The 19,499-nt window shown below is 72.9% G+C and carries 22 protein-coding genes; 9 read left to right on the top strand and 13 right to left on the bottom strand.

Annotation, left to right across the window (positions count from 1 at the left end; all coding sequences use genetic code 11):
* Nucleotides 1-29: 29 nt before the first annotated feature.
* From DDP54_RS11660 to mca, 3 genes are read right to left on the bottom strand one after another with little or no spacing between them, the layout of a single operon-like run.
* Nucleotides 30-854 (bottom strand): carbon-nitrogen hydrolase family protein, encoded by an 825-nt coding sequence (locus tag DDP54_RS11660; protein WP_242448370.1) that lies wholly within the window; start codon nucleotides 852-854, stop codon nucleotides 30-32.
* Nucleotides 851-1,210: a hypothetical protein gene (locus DDP54_RS11655; RefSeq protein WP_146192420.1), complete on the bottom strand. Its 360-nt coding sequence runs from the start codon at nucleotides 1,208-1,210 to the stop codon at nucleotides 851-853. Before DDP54_RS11655 ends, DDP54_RS11660 begins: the two co-directional genes overlap by 4 nt.
* Entirely contained in the window at nucleotides 1,207-2,088 is an 882-nt protein-coding gene (gene mca / locus DDP54_RS11650; protein ID WP_242448369.1) for a mycothiol conjugate amidase Mca, read from the bottom strand. The genes DDP54_RS11655 and mca overlap by 4 nt, the downstream gene beginning before the upstream one ends.
* Nucleotides 2,089-2,281: 193 nt before the next feature.
* On the opposite strand from mca, the gene DDP54_RS11645 reads away from it, so the two are divergent.
* Nucleotides 2,282-2,692 (top strand): DUF4307 domain-containing protein, encoded by a 411-nt coding sequence (locus DDP54_RS11645; protein WP_109131871.1) that lies wholly within the window; start codon nucleotides 2,282-2,284, stop codon nucleotides 2,690-2,692.
* Nucleotides 2,693-2,986: 294 nt separating this feature from the next.
* On the top strand, nucleotides 2,987-3,472 hold the full coding sequence (gene greA, locus DDP54_RS11640) for a transcription elongation factor GreA (RefSeq protein ID WP_109132553.1): 486 nt from the start codon (nucleotides 2,987-2,989) through the stop codon (nucleotides 3,470-3,472).
* A gap of 100 nt (nucleotides 3,473-3,572) precedes the next feature.
* Here the strand turns inward: greA and ilvA are convergent, their stop codons facing one another.
* From ilvA to DDP54_RS11625, 3 genes are read right to left on the bottom strand one after another with little or no spacing between them, the layout of a single operon-like run.
* The gene (gene ilvA / locus DDP54_RS11635; protein ID WP_109131870.1) at nucleotides 3,573-4,775 is read right to left on the bottom strand and encodes a threonine ammonia-lyase; all 1,203 of its coding nucleotides are present in this window, start codon (nucleotides 4,773-4,775) and stop codon (nucleotides 3,573-3,575) included.
* Nucleotides 4,772-5,902 (bottom strand): AI-2E family transporter, encoded by a 1,131-nt coding sequence (locus DDP54_RS11630; protein WP_109131869.1) that lies wholly within the window; start codon nucleotides 5,900-5,902, stop codon nucleotides 4,772-4,774. Before DDP54_RS11630 ends, ilvA begins: the two co-directional genes overlap by 4 nt.
* Nucleotides 5,899-7,119 carry a cystathionine gamma-synthase gene (locus DDP54_RS11625; RefSeq protein ID WP_242448368.1) on the bottom strand — a complete coding sequence of 407 codons (1,221 nt, stop codon included), beginning with the start codon at nucleotides 7,117-7,119 and terminating at the stop codon, nucleotides 5,899-5,901. The genes DDP54_RS11630 and DDP54_RS11625 overlap by 4 nt, the downstream gene beginning before the upstream one ends.
* 168 nt (nucleotides 7,120-7,287) lie before the next feature.
* Between DDP54_RS11625 and msrA the strand changes: the two genes are divergently transcribed.
* Nucleotides 7,288-7,911: a peptide-methionine (S)-S-oxide reductase MsrA gene (gene msrA / locus DDP54_RS11620; protein ID WP_109132551.1), complete on the top strand. Its 624-nt coding sequence runs from the start codon at nucleotides 7,288-7,290 to the stop codon at nucleotides 7,909-7,911.
* 5 nt (nucleotides 7,912-7,916) lie between these two features.
* On the opposite strand, the gene DDP54_RS11615 is transcribed toward msrA, so the two are convergent.
* Entirely contained in the window at nucleotides 7,917-8,297 is a 381-nt protein-coding gene (locus DDP54_RS11615) for a YchJ family protein (RefSeq protein WP_109131868.1), read from the bottom strand.
* A 29-nt stretch (nucleotides 8,298-8,326) separates the two neighbouring features.
* On the opposite strand from DDP54_RS11615, the gene DDP54_RS11610 reads away from it, so the two are divergent.
* Nucleotides 8,327-9,052, top strand: coding sequence for a HEAT repeat domain-containing protein (locus tag DDP54_RS11610; protein ID WP_109131867.1), 726 nt, complete (start codon nucleotides 8,327-8,329; stop codon nucleotides 9,050-9,052).
* A gap of 16 nt (nucleotides 9,053-9,068) precedes the next feature.
* Here the strand turns inward: DDP54_RS11610 and DDP54_RS11605 are convergent, their stop codons facing one another.
* The gene (locus tag DDP54_RS11605; protein WP_158274517.1) at nucleotides 9,069-9,647 is read right to left on the bottom strand and encodes a TetR/AcrR family transcriptional regulator; all 579 of its coding nucleotides are present in this window, start codon (nucleotides 9,645-9,647) and stop codon (nucleotides 9,069-9,071) included.
* A gap of 127 nt (nucleotides 9,648-9,774) precedes the next feature.
* Here DDP54_RS11605 and DDP54_RS11600 point away from each other — a divergent pair, with 127 nt between their 5' ends.
* Nucleotides 9,775-11,325 (top strand): MFS transporter, encoded by a 1,551-nt coding sequence (locus DDP54_RS11600; RefSeq protein WP_197711381.1) that lies wholly within the window; start codon nucleotides 9,775-9,777, stop codon nucleotides 11,323-11,325.
* Here DDP54_RS11600 and DDP54_RS11595 read toward each other — a convergent pair.
* Nucleotides 11,322-11,777, bottom strand: coding sequence for a nitroreductase family deazaflavin-dependent oxidoreductase (locus tag DDP54_RS11595; RefSeq protein WP_109131865.1), 456 nt, complete (start codon nucleotides 11,775-11,777; stop codon nucleotides 11,322-11,324). The genes DDP54_RS11600 and DDP54_RS11595 overlap by 4 nt on opposite strands.
* Before the next feature lie 122 nt (nucleotides 11,778-11,899).
* The gene (locus tag DDP54_RS11590; protein WP_109131864.1) at nucleotides 11,900-12,304 is read right to left on the bottom strand and encodes an FKBP-type peptidyl-prolyl cis-trans isomerase; all 405 of its coding nucleotides are present in this window, start codon (nucleotides 12,302-12,304) and stop codon (nucleotides 11,900-11,902) included.
* Nucleotides 12,305-12,414: 110 nt separating this feature from the next.
* On the opposite strand from DDP54_RS11590, the gene DDP54_RS11585 reads away from it, so the two are divergent.
* Both DDP54_RS11585 and DDP54_RS11580 read left to right on the top strand, forming a co-directional pair.
* Entirely contained in the window at nucleotides 12,415-13,293 is an 879-nt protein-coding gene (locus DDP54_RS11585; RefSeq protein ID WP_109131863.1) for an alpha/beta hydrolase, read from the top strand.
* Nucleotides 13,286-13,870 (top strand): TetR-like C-terminal domain-containing protein, encoded by a 585-nt coding sequence (locus DDP54_RS11580; RefSeq protein WP_197711380.1) that lies wholly within the window; start codon nucleotides 13,286-13,288, stop codon nucleotides 13,868-13,870. The genes DDP54_RS11585 and DDP54_RS11580 overlap by 8 nt, the downstream gene beginning before the upstream one ends.
* Here DDP54_RS11580 and DDP54_RS11575 read toward each other — a convergent pair.
* From DDP54_RS11575 to DDP54_RS11565, 3 genes are all read right to left on the bottom strand, one after another.
* The gene (locus DDP54_RS11575; protein ID WP_109131862.1) at nucleotides 13,860-14,852 is read right to left on the bottom strand and encodes an acetylxylan esterase; all 993 of its coding nucleotides are present in this window, start codon (nucleotides 14,850-14,852) and stop codon (nucleotides 13,860-13,862) included. The genes DDP54_RS11580 and DDP54_RS11575 overlap by 11 nt on opposite strands.
* A gap of 76 nt (nucleotides 14,853-14,928) precedes the next feature.
* On the bottom strand, nucleotides 14,929-16,335 hold the full coding sequence (locus DDP54_RS11570; RefSeq protein ID WP_109131861.1) for a cystathionine beta-synthase: 1,407 nt from the start codon (nucleotides 16,333-16,335) through the stop codon (nucleotides 14,929-14,931).
* Nucleotides 16,336-16,481: 146 nt separating this feature from the next.
* Nucleotides 16,482-17,333, bottom strand: coding sequence for a Bax inhibitor-1/YccA family protein (locus DDP54_RS11565; protein WP_109131860.1), 852 nt, complete (start codon nucleotides 17,331-17,333; stop codon nucleotides 16,482-16,484).
* A gap of 279 nt (nucleotides 17,334-17,612) precedes the next feature.
* Here DDP54_RS11565 and DDP54_RS11560 point away from each other — a divergent pair, with 279 nt between their 5' ends.
* Both DDP54_RS11560 and DDP54_RS11555 read left to right on the top strand, forming a co-directional pair.
* Nucleotides 17,613-18,572 carry an ATP-binding cassette domain-containing protein gene (locus DDP54_RS11560; protein ID WP_109131859.1) on the top strand — a complete coding sequence of 320 codons (960 nt, stop codon included), beginning with the start codon at nucleotides 17,613-17,615 and terminating at the stop codon, nucleotides 18,570-18,572.
* Nucleotides 18,569-19,471 (top strand): ABC transporter permease subunit, encoded by a 903-nt coding sequence (locus DDP54_RS11555; RefSeq protein ID WP_109131858.1) that lies wholly within the window; start codon nucleotides 18,569-18,571, stop codon nucleotides 19,469-19,471. Before DDP54_RS11560 ends, DDP54_RS11555 begins: the two co-directional genes overlap by 4 nt.
* The last annotated feature ends 28 nt before the right edge of the window (nucleotides 19,472-19,499 follow it).

Raw genomic sequence — 19,499 nt, 5'->3', positions numbered from 1 at the left:
GTGACCCTCCGGGCCGGGCGGTCGGCCGCTCAGAGCAACGGCGACGTCGTGTAGCGACGGTTCCGGAGCGACGGGTTGCGTTCGCGCTCGCGGGCGATCCGCGCGAGGTCGACGTCGGTGCTGCCGATCTCAGGGGCCGCGCCGAGCTCGAGGTCGACGACACCGTCGGGCCCGACGACGAGCGAGCGTCCCACGACACCGGGACCGGCCTGCCCGACGGCCACCACCGCGCACGTGTTCTCGATCGCGCGCGCAACGGCCAGCGCTCGCCAGTGCAGCTCCTTGCGGTCCCCCGCGGCCCATGCCGCGGGCACGACGAGGACCTGGGCGCCGGCGTCGACCACGCGCCGGGCCGACTCCGGGAAGCGCAGGTCGTAGCACGTCAGCACCCCGAACCGCAGCCCGCCGACGTCCAGGACGAGCGGCGCGGCCTCGGGAGGTCCGGGCTCGAGGCGGTCCGACTCGCGCGTCCCGAACGCGTCGTACAGGTGCACCTTGCGGTAGACGCCGACCAGCTCGCCCGCCGGGTCGACCGCGACGACCGCGTTGACGGCACGCTGCGCCGATGCGCCCGGCAGCGTCGTCCCCGCGATCACCGCGACCCCCGTCCGTGCCGCCTGCGCACGCAGCGTCTCGACGAACGGCCCCGTGAGCGGCTCGGCGTGCTCGGGACCGACACCGTGGGGGTCGTAGGCCGAGGCGTACTCGGGCAGCACGAGCAGGTCCGCACGCTGGCGGGCGGCCGCCGCGAACGCATCGACCACCGACGCGCGGTTCGCGGCGCGGTCGGGCACCACCTGCAGCTGTCCGAGGGTGACGCGCACCGTCGTGACCTGCGCGTCGCCGGAGCTCACCGTGGCCCGGCCCCGGCGTCCCCGGCCCCGTCAGACCCGGCCTCGTCAGACCCGGCCCCGTCGTCCGCGGCCGGCGCAGGCGGCACGACACCCTCCTCGGCGCCCGGTGCGGAAGCGTCCGCCTCGTCCTGCTCCTCGCGCTGACGCGAGCGCCGGTCGACGATGCGCAGGTGGCGCGTGAGGGACAGGAACAACCCGATGAGGGCGACCGCGAGGACGAACGTCACGACGAACCCGGTGATCCCCGGGGAGCCGAGGCTCGTCGCCGCCGCCCCTGTCGCGGACGGCGACGGCGTCGGGGTCACGGCGACGACGAGCCCCGACACCCCGGCCAGCATTGCGGACACGGCGCTCATCGGACCACCTCGCGCAGCCCGGCGAACAGGTCGTCCTCGGGCAGCGTCGTCGGCACGCGTGACTCCGCGAGCTCGTACTCCTCGTGCGTCCAGACCTCGCGCTCGAGCTCGCGCGGCACCGCGAAGAAGAACCCGTCCGGGTCGATCTGCGTGGCGTGCGCGCGCAGGGCCTCGTCGCGGGCGTCGAACCAGTCGGCGCACTCGACGTGCGTCGTGACCTCACGCTCGGGCATCTCGCGGGCTGCCCGCGACTCGACCCACTCGCCGAACGGCGACTCGAGGCCGCGCTCGAGCAGCGCCTCGTGCACCGCGCGGATGCGCGCCATCGAGAAGCCGTGGTTGTAGTACAGCTTGAGCGGCGCCCAGGGCTCGCCCGCTCCCGGGTAGCGCGACGGATCACCCGCCGCGGCGAACGCCTCGACCGACACGTGATGGGTCATGACGTGATCCGGGTGCGGGTAGCCGCCCGTCGGGTCGTACGTCGTCACGACGTGCGGACGGAACTCCCGCATGACGGCCACGAGCGGCGCGGCCGCCTCCTCGAGCGGGACGAGCGCGAAGCAGCCGTCGGGCAGCGGTGGGAGCGGGTCGCCCTCCGGCAGGCCCGAGTCGACGAAGCCGAGCCAGCGGTGCTGCACGCCGAGCGCACGCGCGGACGCTGCCATCTCTCCGCGGCGGATCTCGCGCATCTGCTCGATCCCCCCGGTGACGGGCGGGTAGCTCGGGTTCAGCACGTCACCGCGCTCACCACCCGTGCAGGTCACGACGAGGACGTCGACCCCCTCGGACACGTACCTCGCCATCGACGCGGCGCCCTTGCTCGCCTCGTCGTCCGGGTGCGCGTGCACCGCCAACAGCCGCAGCCGCTCTCCGGTCACGTCAGGCCTCCTGTGGATCGAGACCGGGCACATCAGCACCCGGCACGAGAGACAATGAAACCGCACGCCAGGGCCGGACACCGCATGCACGCCCCCCGGGCACGGACGAGAGCTCGATCCGGGCCCGCCGGCCCGCCATACCCGAAGGACCCGCAGTACCCGAAGGACCCGCCGTACCCGAAGGAGCAGTCCCGTGAGCCAGCCGAGCGTGACCCAGCCGCCTGCTGGTCGTTACGGGCCCGACCGGGCGGCGCGGCGCCCGGCCTGGCTCGTCCCCGCTGCGGTCGTCGCGCTGATCGCGGCGGTCGTCATCGTCTGGCTCGGGGCGAGCGCCCTGCGCGACCCCGTCCAGTGGCAGGACGTCGGCTTCTCGATCGCCGGGCCCGAGCGCATCGACGTGACCTTCGAGGTGACCAAGGACCCCGCGGCGACCGTCCGGTGCGACGTCACGGCGTTGAGCCGGAGCTTCGCGGAGGTGGGCGTCGGGTCCGTCGAGCTCGGGCCGTCGGCCGACCGGGTCCAGCGCGTCACGGTCCCGGTCGCGACGGCGGAGCTTGCCGTCACGGGCACGGTCGACACGTGCGTGGTCGTCGCGGGCAGCTAGTAGCGAGCGAGGCCACCGCCACCACGGAACACCCCGGAAGAAGAACGGCCCCGGCGTCGTTCTGTCCGTGTTGTCCGTACTTGTCCATGCGGCAAAGGCCGTTCCGGTCACACAAGGGGGAGCATTTTGCTAGTCTTGTCGATTCAGCGCCGCCCCCGGCCCGGTGTGACCGCGAGGTCACCGGTCCGTGAGGGAACGGCGGCGTACCCGAGCACCGACCTCGCGTGACCGTGTGCGCATGGAGAGATGCGCGCCGATTGCTGTGAGCGTGATGTGAGCAAGGAAGGAGCGATCGTGAGCGAGACGACCCAGGTGACCTGGTTGACCCAGGAGGCCTTCGACAGGCTCAAGGACGAGCTGGCGCGACTCGAGGGCGAAGGACGCGCCGAGGTCACCGAGCGCATCGCGACGGCCCGCGACGAGGGCGACCTCAAGGAGAACGGCGGCTACCACGCAGCCCGCGAGGAGCAGGCCAAGCAGGAGGCCCGCATCCGCGAGCTCAAGGTGAAGCTGCGCAACGTCCAGGTCGGCGTGCCGCTCGACGACGGCGTCGTCGAGCCCGGCATGGTCGTGACGGCCACGGTCGCCGGTGAGGAGCTCGTGTTCCTGCTCGGCTCCCGCGAGATCGCCGGCTCGGCGGACATCGACGTGTTCTCCCCGACGTCCCCGCTCGGTGCCGCGATCAACGGGTGCACGGTCGGCGACACCGTGACGTACACGACGCCCACCGGCGCCGAGATCACGGTGGTGATCTCGGGCGCGAAGCCGTTCATCGGCTGACGACCCCCCGGTCCGACGCCGCGGCCACCCGCCGCAGCTTCCTGACGCCGCCTCCCGCCCACCCGGTGCGAGGCGGCGTCAGTCGTTGCGGGAGCCGGCGTCAGGCGTTCTGGACCCGGAACCCTGCGCCGCGCAGCTGCTCGAGCACCTGCGTGCAGTGCTCGGGGCCCTTCGTCTCGACCTGCACCTCGATCTCGACCTCGTCGATCGCGAGGTCGGTACCCGTGCGGACGTGCTGCACGTGCGCGACGTTGCCACCCGTGGCCGCCAGCGCCGCGAGCAGGCCGGCGAGCGCACCGGGGGCGTCGGTGATGACGACCCGCAGCTGGAGATACCGCCCCGCCGACGCGAGCCCGTGACGCACGACGCGCAGCAGCACGAGCGGGTCGATGTTGCCGCCGGACAGGACGGCCACGACCGGGCCGGCGAACGCACCTGGCGCCGCCATGAGCGCCGCGACCCCGGCCGCTCCCGACGGCTCGACGAGCAGCTTCGCGCGCTCGGCGACGAGGAGCAGCGCCCGGGAGAGGTCCTCCTCCCCCACCGTCCGGATCTCGCACCCGGTCTGCCGGATCACGTCGAACGGCACGACGCCGGGCATCCCGACGGCGATCCCGTCCGCCATCGTGTGCAGCTCCGTCGCACGCACCGGGTGCCCGGCAGCGAGTGACGGCGGGTAGGCGGCGGCCCGGGCCGCCTGCACGCCGATGACCTTCACGTCCGGGCGAAGCTCGGCGACGGTCGCCGCGATCCCCGCGGCGAGGCCGCCGCCACCCACCGGCACGAGGATGGTCGCGACGTCGGGCACCTGCTCGAGGATCTCGAGTGCGACGGTCCCCTGGCCGGCGACCACGTCGCGGTGGTCGTACGGGTGGATCAGCACGGCGCCGGTGCGCTCGGACTCGGCCAGGGCGGCGGCGAGGGCCTCGTCGACGCTCGTGCCGACGAGCCGCACCTCGGCGCCGTACTCGCGCGTGGCCGCGAGCTTGGGCAGCGCAGCGTCGACCGGCATGTAGACGACCGCGTCGATGCCGAGCAGCCGAGCGGCGAGCGCGACGCCCTGCGCGTGGTTGCCGGCGCTCGCGGCGACGACACCGCGGGCCCGCTCGGCCTGCGTCAGTCGAGCCATCCGCACGTACGCGCCGCGCAGCTTGAACGACCCGGCCCGCTGGAGGTTCTCGCACTTGAGCCAGACCTCGACGCCGGCGATCTGCGAGAGCGCACGCGAGTCCTGCACGGGCGTGCGGGTCGCGACGCCCTCGAGCAGGGCCGCGGCTGCCCGGACCTCAGTCAGCCAGCTCACGCGAGCTCCTCCTTCACGGCGGGGACCTGCCCGCGGATCTGCACGTGGTCCTCGTCGCCGAGGGCGGGGAACTTGTCGTGGCCGTGCAGGTAGAGCACGACGGTGTTGAGGACCGCCGCCACGGGCACCGCGAACAGCGCGCCGACGACGCCGGCCACGAGGGAGCCCGTGGCCACGACGAGCAGGACCGCGACGGGGTGCATCGACACGGCGTGCCCCATGAGGAACGGCTGCAGGACGTGGCCCTCGAGCTGCTGGACGGCCAGCACCACGATGAGCATGAAGACGGCCGCCGCGGGTCCCTGTGCGACGAGCGCGACGAGGATCGCGATCGAACCGGTCAGGACGGCACCCACGATCGGGATGAACGACCCGACGAACACGATGATGCCCAGCGGGAGCGCGAGCGGGACGCGAAGGACCGCGGCCCCGACGCCGATCCCGACCGCGTCGACGAACGCGACGAGGATCTGGGTGCGCGTGTACGCGCCCAGCGTGACGAGCGCCCGACGCCCCGCCTGGTGGACGGGCTCACGCGCGGCCAACGGGAGCAGACCGGCGACCCAGGCCCAGATCGCGCGACCGTCGAGCAGGAAGAAGAACGTGCAGAAGATCGCGATGAGCGTCCCGGCCGCGACGTGCCCGACGGTCGTCGTGACCGACAGCGCCCCCGTGACGAGACCGCCGCTGTCCTTGCTGATCGACGACCCGATCCGGCTGACGTAGTCGTCGACCTGCGCTGCCGACAGGTGCAGCGGGCCCTGCGCGAGCCAGGCCGTCACCTTACCTATGCCCTCGCCGGCCTCCTGCCACAGCTCGGTGATCCCGCTCGCGATCGAGCTGCCCGCGAGCCCGATCAGCAGCCCGACCACGGCGAGCAGGGACAGCAGGGCCACCCCTGACGCTGCCGCGCGAGGGAGGCGGGCGCGGCGCTGCAGCCACCTGACGACGGGTGTGAGCACGATCGTGACGAGCAGCGCGATCGCGACGGGCACGATGACCGTCTTGAGCACCGCGATCACCCAGAACAGCACCGCCACGGCCGCGGCCATCAGCAGCAGCCGCCACGACCACGCAGCCGAGACCCGGACGGGACGGGGGACCGCCGTCGTGACGTCGTCCGTCATGCGAGGGCGCCGGCGAGGTCGGCGATCAGGTCGGCGACGTCCTCGATGCCGACCGACAGCCGGACGAGGTCGTCGGGCACCTCGAGCGCGGTCCCGGCGACCGAGCCGTGCGTCATCCGCGCGGGGTGCTCGATGAGTGACTCGACGCCGCCGAGCGACTCGGCGAGCGTGAAGACGCGGGTCGCGGCGCAGACCGCGAGCGCGCTGTCCACGCTGCCGGTCCGGAACGAGATCATGCCGCCGAACCCGCGCTGCTGGCGCGCCGCGAGCTCGTGGCCGGGGTGGGACTCGAGGCCGGGGTAGATCACCTGCGTCACGCGCGGGTGGCCCGCGAGGAACTCCGCGACCGCCGCGGCGTTGGCGCAGTGCCGGTCCATGCGCACCGCGAGGGTCTTGAGGCCGCGCAGCGTGAGCCACGCGTCGAACGGGCCGGCGACCGCCCCGGACGAGTTCTGGTGGAACCGCACGGCGTCCGCGAGCGACGTCCCACCGGTCGGTCCGTCGAGTCCGACGGGCAGCTGCGCGCCGTCCGCGACGACGAGCGCGCCGCCCACGACGTCGCTGTGACCGCCGATGTACTTGGTCGTCGAGTGCACCACGACGTCGGCGCCGAGCGCGATCGGCTGCTGCAGGTACGGCGTCGCGAACGTGTTGTCGACCGCGAGGACTGCTCCGGCCGAGCGCGCGTGGGCGGCGATCGCGCCGATGTCGGCGATGGTGAGCATCGGGTTCGTGGGCGTCTCGACCCACACGAGCTTGGTCCGGCCGGGCTGGATCGCGTCGAGCACGGCATCGGTGTTCGTGAGGTCGACCGGCGTGTGCTCGATCCCCCACGGCCCGAACACGCGCGCGATCAGCCGGTACGTGCCGCCGTACGCGTCGTTGGGCACGACGACGTGGTCGCCGGGCCGCAGCGTCGCGCGCAGCAGCGTGTCCTCGGCCGCGAGGCCCGAGGCGAACGCGAACCCCGCGGCGCCACCCTCGGCCGCACGCAGGGCCTCCTCGAGCGCGGCGCGCGTCGGGTTGCCCGAGCGCGAGTACTCGTACCCGCCGCGCAGCCCGCCGACGCCGTCCTGCTTGTAGGTCGACACCTGGTAGATGGGCGGCACGACGGCGCCCGTTCCGGCGTCCGGGTCCTGACCGGCGTGGATCGCGCGCGTCGAGAACCCCGCCTCGGACCAGTCGTGGGAGCCGGGCAGATCAGGAGACGTAGTCACGTGCACAGGCTATGCGTCCGCCGGTCCGATGCGGGAACAGGGCGCACCCGCCCGCTGTTCCTCCTGCGTCGAGCAGGGACGCGTCCGGGTCCGTCGGGCGTGCGCGTGCGCGTCGAGAGGTGGTGTCCTGTGGCGGGCTGGCTGTTCGGATCTGCACTGAAGTCGACGATGGTGACGCCCGAGCGCGCCCTGCGCGGTCGCGACGGCTACCCGTACTCCGTCCCGACGACGCACGCCGTCCTCGGGACCCCGCTGCGTGGACCGTGGCCCGAGGGCACGCAGGTGATCTACCTCGCGCTGGGCTGCTTCTGGGGCGCCGAGAAGGAGATGTGGCAGCTGCCCGGGGTCGTCACGACCGCGGTCGGCTACCAGGGCGGCCTCACGCCCTACCCGACGTACGACGAGACGTGCACGGGCATGACCGGGCACGCCGAGACCGTCCTGGTCGCCTACGACCCGACGGTGCTGCCCACGGCCGAGCTGCTGCGCACGTTCTGGACGCTGCACGACCCGACGCAGGGGTTCCGGCAGGGCAACGACGTGGGCACGCAGTACCGCTCCGCGATCTTCACGACGACGCCCGAGCAGGCCGAGGCGGCGGCGGCGACGCGCGCGCTCTACGCCCCCGAGCTCGCCCGCAACGGCTACGGCGAGATCACGACCGAGATCCGCCCCGCCGCGGAGGCCGGGCCGTTCTACTACGCCGAGGAGTACCACCAGCAGTACCTGCACAAGGTCCCGAACGGGTACTGCCCGGTGCACTCGACGGGCGTGGCCTGCCCGGTCGACTGAGGAGCTCAACCGACGGCGTCGAGGTACGCCCAGCGCCCGTGGTCGCGCACGAACCGGCTCACCTCGTGCTGGCTGCCGGCGCCGTCGCCCGAGCGGAAGAAGGCGCGGAACTCGACGGTGCCCGTCGTGTCGCCCGGGCCGCCGAGCGACCCGCCGAGGACGTCGAGCCGGTACCAGCGGACGTCGTCGTCGAGCGCCAGGGTGCCGGGCCGCGTGCTGGGGTGCCACGTCCGCAGCAGGTACGCGGCGTCGCCGACCGCGAAGGCGCTGTAGCGCGAGCGCATCAGGCGCTCGGCGGTCGCCGGTGCCTCGTCGCCGCGGTGGAGCGCCCCGCAGCACTCGTCGTAGGCCTGTCCGCTCAGGCAGGGGCAGCGAGTCGAGGACACGGGCCCAGTATCGGCCCTAGCCTGGCGAGATGAGCCGACGCGACGAGCATCGGGCGGCGCTGCAGTCGCTCAGCCCGGACGAGGTCCCGGGCTACCTGACGGCCCACTCGGGGCTCCCGGGACCGCGTGGCAACCTCGAGCTGCTCGACGCCTTCGGGGACGTGGGCGACGCAGGCCTCGTGCGACGGCTCGCGACGGACCCGGACGAGTACCTGCGGTGCTGCGGCATCGTCGGCCTCGGGCGCCTGCTCACCCAGGGTGCTGCCGAGCTCGGCGGCGAGCTGCGCGAGCATGCGTGCGATCCCTCGTGGCGGGCCCGGGAGGCGGTCGCGATCGCGTTGCAGCGCCTCGGCGACGCCGACCGGGCACGGCTGCGGGCGATCGTGGCCGACTGGGCCGCGGACGAGCGGCCGCTGGTCCGACGCGCGGCGATCGCGGCGATCTGCGAGCCGCGCCTCCTGACGGACCCGACGACTGCGGCCGCAGCGCTCGAGGCGTGCGCGACGGCGACGGCGGGGCTGCTGGCTGTGCCCGCGGACGAGCGTCGTCACACCGACGTGCGGACGCTGCGGCAGGCCCTCGGATACTGCTGGAGCGTCGCGGTCGCGGCCGAGCCGGCCGGCGGGCTCGCGGCGTTCGCGACGCTGCGCGGACAGACCGACCCCGACGTCGTGTGGATCGTCCGGGAGAACCTGCGCAAGGTGCGCCTGCGCCGAGTTCTCGACGACGCTCCCGGCGACGTGCTCGGCGACTGAGGTCGAGCGTGGCTGCTCAGCGCGCCGCGTCGAGCCCTGCGTCGATGAAGCCCAGCGTCGCCGTCGTCGTCTCGTCCAGGTCACGTCCGTGGTCGACGAGCTGCACGGCCGCGGAGATGGCGCCGAACACGATCCCGGTGACCACCTCGGTGTCGCGTACCCCGAAGGCGTCGACCGCTGACCGCAGCGGGGCGACCAGCTCGTCATGCAGCTCGCGGACGCGGGCGACGCACTCGGGCGGCAGGTCGGAGAGCGTCAGCTGGTGGAACGGGCTGTGGTCCCGGGCGGCGAGGCGCAGCGCGTCGCGCACGTACGCATGGATGTGGGACCTGGGGTCGCCCGCCTGCTCGACGCCGGCCGCGAGGGCCGCGCTCGAGTCGGTGAACGTGGCCTCGACCGCGGCGGCCAGCAGCGCGCCGGTCGACGGGAAGTACTGGTAGACGCTCGTGCGGGCCAGACCGGACCGGCCCGCGACCGCCGCAGGAGTGACCGCAGACGCGCCCGCGGTCCCGAGCAGGTCGCGTGCGGCCGCGATGATGGCGTCGCGGCGCATGACGTGGTGCTCGGCCACGGTCGGTGCGTCGATGCGGGGCATGGGGTCCATTGTCACGCACGTCCGGTCGACTGACTAGTTCCCGACGGTTGTGTCGGGATGTTACCGTCAGTTGTGTCGGGTACCTGCCCCGGCCACTCAGCGCTCCGGGCCACCGAGGAGACGCACCATGACCGCTGCCGCACCGATCCCCCGCCGTCACTGGCTCGCGATGGGGACGCTCGCGCTCGGGGTCTCGCTGGTCATCATGGACGCCACGATCGTCAACGTCGCGCTCCCGGTCGTCATCGAGGACCTCGGGCTCGACTCGTCGGGCGCCCAGTGGATGAACGCCATCTACTCACTGGTGTTCGCCTCCCTCATGCTCACGGTCGGCCGGTTCGGCGACCTCTACGGCCGCAAGCGGTTGTTCACCGCCGGGCTCGTCCTGTTCATGGCGGCGAGCCTGTTCGCGGGTGCCTCGGTCAACCCCGCGATGCTCATCGGCTCTCGCCTGGTCCAGGGTCTGGGTGCCGCCATGGTCCTGCCGAGTACGCTCTCGACCCTCAACGCGATGTTCCAGGGCCGCGAGCGCGGTATCGCGTTCGCGATCTGGGGCTCGACGATCGGCGGCATGGCCGCGGTCGGCCCGCTCCTCGGCGGCTGGCTCGCGACCGACGTCAGCTGGCGCTGGGCGTTCTGGCTCAACATCCCGTTCGGTCTGCTCGCGCTCGTCGGCATCGCGCGGTACATCGACGAGACCCGTGACACGACGCTGCGCCGCGGCGCCGACGTGCCCGGCGTGCTCCTGTCGAGCCTCGGGCTCGCCGGCATCGTGTTCGGGCTGATCGAGGGCCAGTACTACGGGTGGTGGCAGCAGGACTCGGGCACGGCCTCACCGGTCCCGTTCGCGCTCATCGGCGGCGTGGGGCTCGTCGCGGCGTTCGTCGTCGTCGAGCGGCGGCGCGTCCTCACCGGCAAGGTCGCCCTCGTCGACCTCGGGCTGCTGCGGATCCGCTCGTTCCGGTTCGGCATCATCGCCGCGCTCATCGTGGCGCTCGGTGAGTTCGGCCTGCTGTTCACCCTGCCGCTCCTGCTGCAGGGCGCGCTCGGCTACTCGGCGCTCGGCACGGGCTTCCTCGTGCTGTGGCTCGCGGTCGGCACGTTCCTCGTCTCGGGGGCGACCCCGCAGCTCACCGCGCGGATCGGTCAGCGGGCCGTGGTGCGCGTCGGCCTGGGGCTCGAGACCGTCGCGATCGCCGGTCTGGCACTCACCCTCAGCACGGCCGTGCCCGGCGTCGTCATCGGCGGGTGGCTGTTCGTGTACGGCGTCGGCGTCGGCATGGCGACCGCGCAGCTCACGAGCGTCATCCTCGTCGAGGTGCCGCTGGCCGAGAGCGGGCAGGCGTCGGGCTTCCAGACCACCGTCCGCCAGCTCGGGTCCGCGCTGGGCGTCGCGCTGCGGTGGACGCCGAGCAGGCGCTCGTGCACGCCAGCAAGATCACGACGGGTATCGCCGCGGGCGTCCTCGCGATCGGCCTGGCCGCGACGCTCGCGCTCCCGCCGCTCCCGCCGCTCCCCGCCGACGCCGCACCGCTCCCCCGCACACCCCGCGACCGCCGCAGGTCCCGCGCGACCGCCCAGCCCTGACCAGCCAACGCCCCGCGAGACTGCACCGATGGCTGGCTCAGGAGCCCGCGGACCGGCCATCGGTGCAGTCTCGGCGGGTTGGGCGGGCTAGGGCGCGGGGGCGGTTCGGGTCTGCGGGCTCGCGGGTTCGCAGATCACGACCGGGATCTGGCGCGGGGTCTTCTCCTGGTAGCGCGCGTAGCCCGGGTTGTTCTTGACGACCGCCGCCCACAGGACGTCCCGCTCGGGGCCGACCGCCACGCGGGTGAGCATGGGCACGGCGCGTCGTCCGCGCTGGACGACGACCTCGGGGTGCGCGGTCAGGTTGAGGTACCACGCGGGGTGGCCCGGTGCGCCGCCGTCCGAGGCCACGAGCACGACGGACGACCCGACGGGTGTCGCGGCGAGCGGGACGGTGCGCGGCGCCCCGGTGCGGCGGCCCGTCGTCGTGAGCAGGACCTGCTCGAGGTGGCCCAGCCGGCCGAGCACGCGCCCGCCGGTCCACCGGTAGACACGCGCGTGGGCGTGGGTGGCGAGGTGCATCAGGCGTCGGGCGAGTCCCATCCGAGCAACCTACGCTCGGGCGCCCTGGCGTGCGCACGCCAGGGACCACGCTCCGGGCCGGGCACGACGAAGGGTCGCGACGAGATTCGTCGCGACCCTTCGCGCATGCGGTCGTGCGAAGCTCAGCCGACGCCGACGATGTCGACGACGAACACGAGCGTGTCGCCGCCCTTGATGCCGGCGGCAGGGACACCGCGGTCGCCGTAGCCCAGGTGCGACGGGATCGAGAGCAGCACGCGCGAGCCGATCTGCTGGCCGACGAGACCCTCGTCCCACCCGGCGATGACCGACCCGACACCGATCGGGAAGTTGATCGACGAGCCGCGGTCGTAGGAGTTGTCGAACACGTGGCCGGCCCAGGTCTGGCCGAGGTAGTGCACGACGAGGTCGTCACCGGCCTCGACGAGGTCGCCGTCGCCGCGGCTGAGCACGAGCACCTCGAGCTCGGCCGGCGCGGCCGCGTCCGGGAACGTCAGGGTGGGCTTCTCGCCGAACGAGCCGGTGGCCTCGGGGAGCTGTGCGGTCATGGGGATGTCTCCTCGGATCGTTGTCAGTACCGGACCATCCTGCCTGAGCCGGGTCGCGGAGCGCGCCTCGAGACCTTGACCGCTCTAGCTAATGGCATTAGCTTTGGCGCATGGACACCATCGACCTGCTCCGAGAAAGTCGGTACCTCACCCGGCCCGAGGGCCGCATCGCCTACGCCGTCGCAGGTGACGGACCACTCGTCGTCCTCGTCCCCGGCATGGGCGACCTCCGCTCGACCTGGCGCGAGCTCGTCGGGCCGCTCAACGGCGCGGGGTACCGCGTCGCCGCGCTCGACCTGCGCGGGCACGGCGGCTCCGACACGACCTTCACCGAGCACGGCGACGTCGTCACGGCCCAGGACCTGCTCGCGCTGATCGAGCACCTCGGCGGCCCGGCCGTCGTGATCGGGAACTCGATGGGCACGAGCGCCGCGGCGTGGGCCGCGTCCGAGCGGCCGGAGCTCGTCAGCGGCCTCGTGCTCGTCTCGCCCATGCTGCGCGAGCCCGGTGCCTCGAGCCGGCTGCGCCCGCTCATCCACCTCCTGTACCGCGTGCTCTTCGCCCGCCCCTGGGGTGTCGCGGTCTGGGCCACCTACTACCGCACGGTCCTGAACAAGGGCGCGAAGGCCCCGTGGCTCGACGAGCACGTGCGGGCCCTCCGCGCGAGCATGCGTCGACCCGGCGGGCTGCGGTCGTTCCGGGAGCTCACGCTCGCGCTCGACCACTCGGTCGCCGAGGTACGGCTCGGCGAGGTCCACGCGCCGGCGCTCGTCGTCGTCGGCGCGCTCGACCCGGACTACCCCGACCCCGCGGCCGAGCTCGACTGGACCACGACAGCCCTGGACGCCCAGGGGGTGCTGCTGCCGGGCGTCGCGCACTACGCGCAGCACCAGGCCCCCGAGGTCACCGTCCCGGCGACGCTCACGTTCCTCGCGGGACTCCCGCGCACCGAGACCTCCTGGGTCGCACCGGCGCCGCACGGTGCCTAGGGCCGGGCTGACGACCGACGTCGTCGTGTCCCTCGCGCTCGACGTCGTCGACGCCGGCGGTCCGCGCGGCTTCGAGGACCTGACCCTCGCCGCGGTCGCGGCCCGCGCCGGCGTGGCCGTGCCGAGCCTCTACAAGCACGTCGGCGGACTGTCAGCCCTGCGGCTCGAGGTCGCGCGCCTCTGCGTCGACGACCTCACGGCGGCACTCGCCGACGCGGGTCGCGGCCTCGCCGGAGCGCCGGCAGTCCGCGCGATCATGCACGCCACGCGCGCCTTCGCCCACGCCCAACCGGGCCGCTACCAGGCCACGCAGGGCGCCTGGGCGCAGGATCCGACGGCGACGGCCGTGCAGGCCGCGGGGGCCCGGACCGTCGCCGTCATCGCCGACGCCGTCACGACCCTCGGCGTCGACCCGGCGCGCACGATCGACGCGGTGCGCGCGTTCCGGTCGACCCTGCACGGCTTCGTCACGCTCGAGCTGGCCGGCGGCTTCGGCATGCCCCGCGACGTCGACGAGAGCTTCGCCTATGCGGTCGAGCTGCTCGTCACGGCTCTGCCCGCACGCCTCACTCCGTGAGCGCGACCCGCGGTGCGAGCCAGGCCAGCTGACGGACGAACTGGTAGCCCTGGCCGCCCTCGTGCTGGTTGAACGGGTAGACCTCGATCTCCTTGTCCGTGACGCCCGCGAGCTCGCCGTAGCGGTTGTAGGCCGCGAAGACCGTCGAGGGCGGGCAGGTGCCGTCCATGAGGGCGGTCGAGAACAGCGCCGGAGCGGTCGCGCGCCGCGCGAAGTGCACGCCGTCGAGGTACGAGAGCGTGCGGAAGACCCGCTCCTCGCTGCCCCGGTGCACCGACAGGTACGTCGTGATCTCGCCGTACGGGAACGAGTCCGTGATCTCGACGGCCCGGCGGTAGTGGCACAGGAACGGCACGTCGGGCATGACCGCGACGAGCCCGTCGACCAGCCCGCCGACCGCGAGCGCGAGGCCCCCGCCCTGGCTGGTCCCGGTGATCGTGACCCGCGCAGGATCGACGCCCGGCAGAGACCGCACGGCCTCGACCGCGCGCACGCCGTCGGTGATGACCCGGCGGTAGAAGTGGTCGGCCGGGTCCTCGATGCCGCGCGTCATGTAGCCGGACGACGCGGGTCCGCTGCCCCCCGGGTCAGCGGTGTGACCGCCTGTGCCCCACCCGGAGCCCTGGCCGCGCGTGTCCATGAGCAGGTGCACGTACCCGGCGGACGCCCAGCCGAGGTGCTCGTGCGCGAACCCTCGCCCCCCGCCGTACCCGATGAACTCCACGACCGCCGGCAGCGGCCCGGTCACGCCCGCGGGGCGGGTCAGCCACGCGTGGATCGGGTGCCCGCCGAAGCCCGCGAACGTGAGGTCGGCCGTCTCGACGAGCGTCAGGCCCTCGTCGACCGGGACGACCGACACGTTCAGGTCGAAGGTGCGGGCCTCGGCCAGGGTCGCGTCCCAGAATGCGTCGAGATCGGACGGCTCGTCGAGCTCGGGGCGGTAGGTGGTGAGCTCGGCGAGGGGCAGGTCGAACAGGGCCATCGTGTTCCTTCTCGGGTGCAGGGTGGGTTGGGTGGGGGCGAGGTTCTGGGCCGGTAGGGACGGGTACGGCGAAAGCTCAGCGGGCCAGGAAGCCCAGGAGGTCGTGCCGGGTGAGGACGCCGACGGGGTTGCCGTCGTCGACCACCATGAGCGCGTCCGACTCCTGCAGGGCCGCGCGGGCCGCCTCGACGCTCTCGCCCGAGCCGATGAGCGGCAGCGGCGGCGACATGTGCCGGTCGATGCGGTCCGCGAGCGCCGCGGCCCCCGAGAACACCGCGTCGAGGAGCACGCGCTCGCTGACCGAGCCGGCGACCTCGCCGATCATGACGGGCGGCTCGGCGACGACGACCGGCATCTGGGAGACGCCGTACTCGCGCAGGATCTCGATCGCGTCGCGGACCGACTCGTTCGGGTGCGTGTGCACGAGCGTCGGCAGCTCTCCGCTCTTGCCGCGCAGCACGTCGGCGACCGACGCCCCCTCCTCGGCCGCCAGGAACCCGTACGAGCGCATCCAGGAGTCGTTGAAGATCTTCGACAGGTAGCCGCGGCCCCCGTCGGGCAGCAGGACCACGATCACGGCCTGCTCGGCGGCCGCAGGGTCCTCGTCCTCGAGCCGCTGCGCGAGCCGGAGCGCCGCGACGACCGCCATGCCGCACGAGCCTCCGACGAGCAGGCCCTCCTCGCGCGCGAGCCGGCGGGTCATCGCGAACGAGTCGGCGTCGGAGACCGCGAGGATCTCGTCGGGCACCGACGGGTCGTACGCCGCGGGCCAGAAGTCCTCCCCGACGCCCTCGACGAGGTACGGACGGCCGTCACCACCTGAGTACACCGAGCCGGCCGGGTCCGCGCCGACGACGACGACGCGCCCGCCGCGCTCCGCGGGACGAGCGGCCGAGGCGTCCTTCAGGAACCGTCCCGTGCCCGTGATGGTGCCGCCCGTGCCGACCCCGGCGACGAGGTGCGTGACGAGCCCGTCGGTGTCGGCCCAGATCTCCGGACCTGTCGTCTCGTAGTGGCTCGCTGGGCCGTTCGGGTTCGCGTACTGGTTCGGCTTCCAGGCGCCCTCGATCTCGCGCGCGAGCCGGTCGGAGACCGCGTAGTACGAGTCGGGGTGGTCCGGCGGGACGGCGGTCGGGGTGACGACGACCTCGGCGCCGTACGCGCGCAGCACGTCACGCTTGTCCTGGCTGACCTTGTCGGGGCAGACGAACACGCAGCGGTAACCCTTGCGCTGCGCGACGAGCGCGAGCCCGACGCCGGTGTTGCCGCTCGTCGGCTCCACGATCGTGCCGCCGGGACGCAGCTCACCGCTCGCCTCGGCCGCCTCGATCATCTTGAGCGCGATCCGGTCCTTGATCGAGCCGCCGGGGTTGAGGTACTCGACCTTGGCGAGGACCGTCGCCGACAGCCCGGCCGTGACCGACGAGAGCTTGACGAGCGGCGTGTTCCCGACGAGGTCCGAGATGTGCTGCGCGTACTTCACGATGCGGGTGCTCCCAGGCGACGACGACGGGCGGTGACGGACGGGCGTGCCGACGTGCCCAGACGCACGACCGCCCGGGTGCGATCATCGCACCCGGGCGGTCGGCACCGCTGACCGTCAGCCCTCCGTGGGCCGACGGTCGGGCGTCAGTTCCTGCCGCTGAACATCGCCGCGAGGCGCAGCAGCTCGAGGTAGAGCCACACGAGCGTCACGATGAGGCCGAACGCCGCCGACCACGCGAACTTGGCGGGCACGCCCTGCTCGACGCCGCGCTTGATGGAGTCGAAGTCGACGATGAGCGACGCAGCGGCGAGCCCGACCGCGACGAGCCCGACGACGACCCCCAGCAGGCCGCCCCGCAGCGGGCCGAAGGCACCGGCGCTGGGCAGCACGAACGACAGGACGAAGTTGAGCAGCGAGAACACCAGGTAGCCGCCCATGGCGATGAGCAGGAACTTCGTGAACTTCGGGGTCACGCGGACGCGGCCCGAGCGGAACAGGAAGAGCGCGACGCCGAAGACCGAGAAGGTCGCGAGGACTGCCTGCGGGACGACGCCGGGGCGGAACGCCTGGGCGTAGAACGCGCTGATGCCGCCGAGGAACACCCCCTGCGCGACCACGTACGCCGTGATCAGCGCGGGGCTCGGGCTCTTCTTGAACGCGTTGACCAGGCCGAGGCCCAGCCCGACGATCGCGCCAAGGATCCACAGACCCGGCGCGAGCTGCCACGTCGCCGCGGCCACGACGACGAGCAGCGCGAGCAGGCCACCCGTCTTGACGATGACGTCGTCGTACGTGAGCCGGCCCGTGTCGCGCGTCGTTGCCGTCGGTCCGCCGTACATCTGCTCGAGCGTCACGGCATCGATGGTCGGGGCACCCGCGGTGCCCGCCTGCGGGTAGCCGCGCAGCACGGTGGCCTGGGGACCGGTGCCCTGCGTGCGGCGCTGCTTGCGCGGGTCGCCGAAGATGACGCTGTTGTCGAAGACTGGGTTGCTCATGGGTGCTCCTGTCGGGGCGATCGGGGAAGGTCCCGGCACCGTCGTCGACGGCTTGCCTCACCCAGGCCAACGTGGTCGGCCCGGGGATCGTTCCCGATGGTGGCCTCGGACGACGAAGACCAGGGGTCTCTTAGGGTCGGCCTCAGGGTCGGGGCCCGGGTCGTCGTCCTTGCGGCGTACGCGGACGCCTCGCACAGATCCACCCGTGGGGCGTTCCCGGTGTCACAGCGGGGGCCTAGGTTCATACCTGTCCACCCCAGCCCACCTGAGGACCGCACCATGATCGAGGCCACCAACCTCACCAAGAAGTACGGGCAGAAGGTCGCCGTCGACGGCGTCTCTTTCACCGTGCAGCCAGGCAAGGTCACGGGCTTCCTGGGCCCCAACGGCGCAGGCAAGTCCACCACGATGCGCATGATCGTCGGGCTCGACCGCCCGACGCACGGCCACGTCACCGTCAACGGCCGGCCCTACGCCCAGCACCGCTCACCCCTCACCGAGGTCGGCGCCCTGCTCGAGGCCAAGGCGGTCCACACGGGCCGCTCGGCGACCAACCACCTGCGGGCCGTCGCGGCGACGCACGGCATCGAGCGCAAGCGTGTCGACGAGGTCATCGAGATGACCGGTCTGCAGACCGTCGCCCGCAAGCGGGTCGGTGGCTTCTCCCTCGGCATGGGTCAGCGGCTCGGCATCGCGGTCGCGCTGCTCGGCGACCCCCGGACGCTCATCCTCGACGAGCCGGTCAACGGTCTCGACCCCGAGGGCGTGCTCTGGGTCCGCACGCTGGTGCGCTACCTCGCATCGGAGGGCCGCACGGTCTTCATCTCGTCGCACCTCATGAGCGAGATGGCCCTCACGGCCGACAACGTCATCGTCATCGGTCGCGGCCGCATCATCGCCGACGCCTCGGTCACCGACATCGTGGCCCGGTCCGCCGGCACGACGGTCGTCGTGCGCAGCCCGCAGGCGACCCAGCTCGTCGAGCTCATGCGCGGCCCGGCCGTCACCGTCACGTCGAGCGAGCCCGGCCTGCTCGAGATCACCGGCACGACCGCGGAGGCGATCGGCGAGGCCGCAGCGGCCGCGCAGATCGTGCTGCACGAGCTCACGCCGGTCAAGGGGTCGCTCGAGGACGCGTACATGTCCCTGACCGCCGACTCGATCGAGTACCACTCCACGTCCGCCGCCGAGCACCCGTTGGCTGCGGCCGGCACCGTCCCCCAGGAGCAGGCACGATGAGCACCCTCACGACCCCCTCGGCGACCTCCTCGGCCTCGGCCACCCAGGCGAGCGTCAGCCCGTACCACGTGACCTTCCCGAACGTCCTGCGCTCGGAGTGGATCAAGTTCTGGACCCTGCGCTCGACGATATGGACGATCGGGTCCGCCATCGTCGTGATGGCCGGGTTCGGCTTCCTGACCGTGTTCTTCACGGCACAGGCGATCTCCCAGAACATCGGCGAGGACCGGGGCGGTCCGCCCGCGGGCATCATCCACGACCCGTCGATCATCCTCGTGGGGTCGATCATGGCGCAGCTCGCCGTGGCCGTCCTGGGCGTCCTGGTCATCACGGGCGAGTACTCGACCGGGATGATCCGCTCGACGCTGACGGCCGTCCCGAAGCGGCTGCCCGCGCTGTGGGCCAAGGCGATCGTGCTCACGGTCGTCACCGCGTTGACCGCGGTCGTCGCGATCGCCCTCTCCTGGGCCGTCACGCTGCCGACCATGCGAGCCAACGACGCCGCGCTCGACCTCGGCGACGCCGAGACCCAGCGCATCCTGTTGGGCGGGGTGCTCTACCTGGTCGGCATCGCGCTGCTCGCCTTCGCGATCGGCGCCCTGCTGCGGCACTCCGCGGCCGCCCTCGCCACCGTCCTCGGGCTGCTCCTCGTCGTCGAGAACGTCTTCGCGGCGATCCCGGCGACGTTCTTCCGGACGGTCAGCCCGTTCCTCCCGTCGACCGCCGGCCAGCGGATCACGTCCACCCAGGCGTCGATCGACCAGGCGCGTGAGGTCGCCACGGCGGCCGGCAGGACGGCAGCCATCCTCGACCCCTGGCAGGGCTACGGCGTCATGATGCTGTGGGTCGTCGTGCTGCTGGCCCTCGCTGCCGTGCTGCTGCGTCGGAGGGACGCCTGAGCGACACGGCGCCACCAGGAGCGCCGGA

It is taken from the genome of Cellulomonas sp. WB94, assembly GCF_003115775.1.
Taxonomy (GTDB): domain Bacteria; phylum Actinomycetota; class Actinomycetes; order Actinomycetales; family Cellulomonadaceae; genus Cellulomonas_A.
This window is presented reverse-complemented; position numbering and strand designations above follow the sequence as displayed.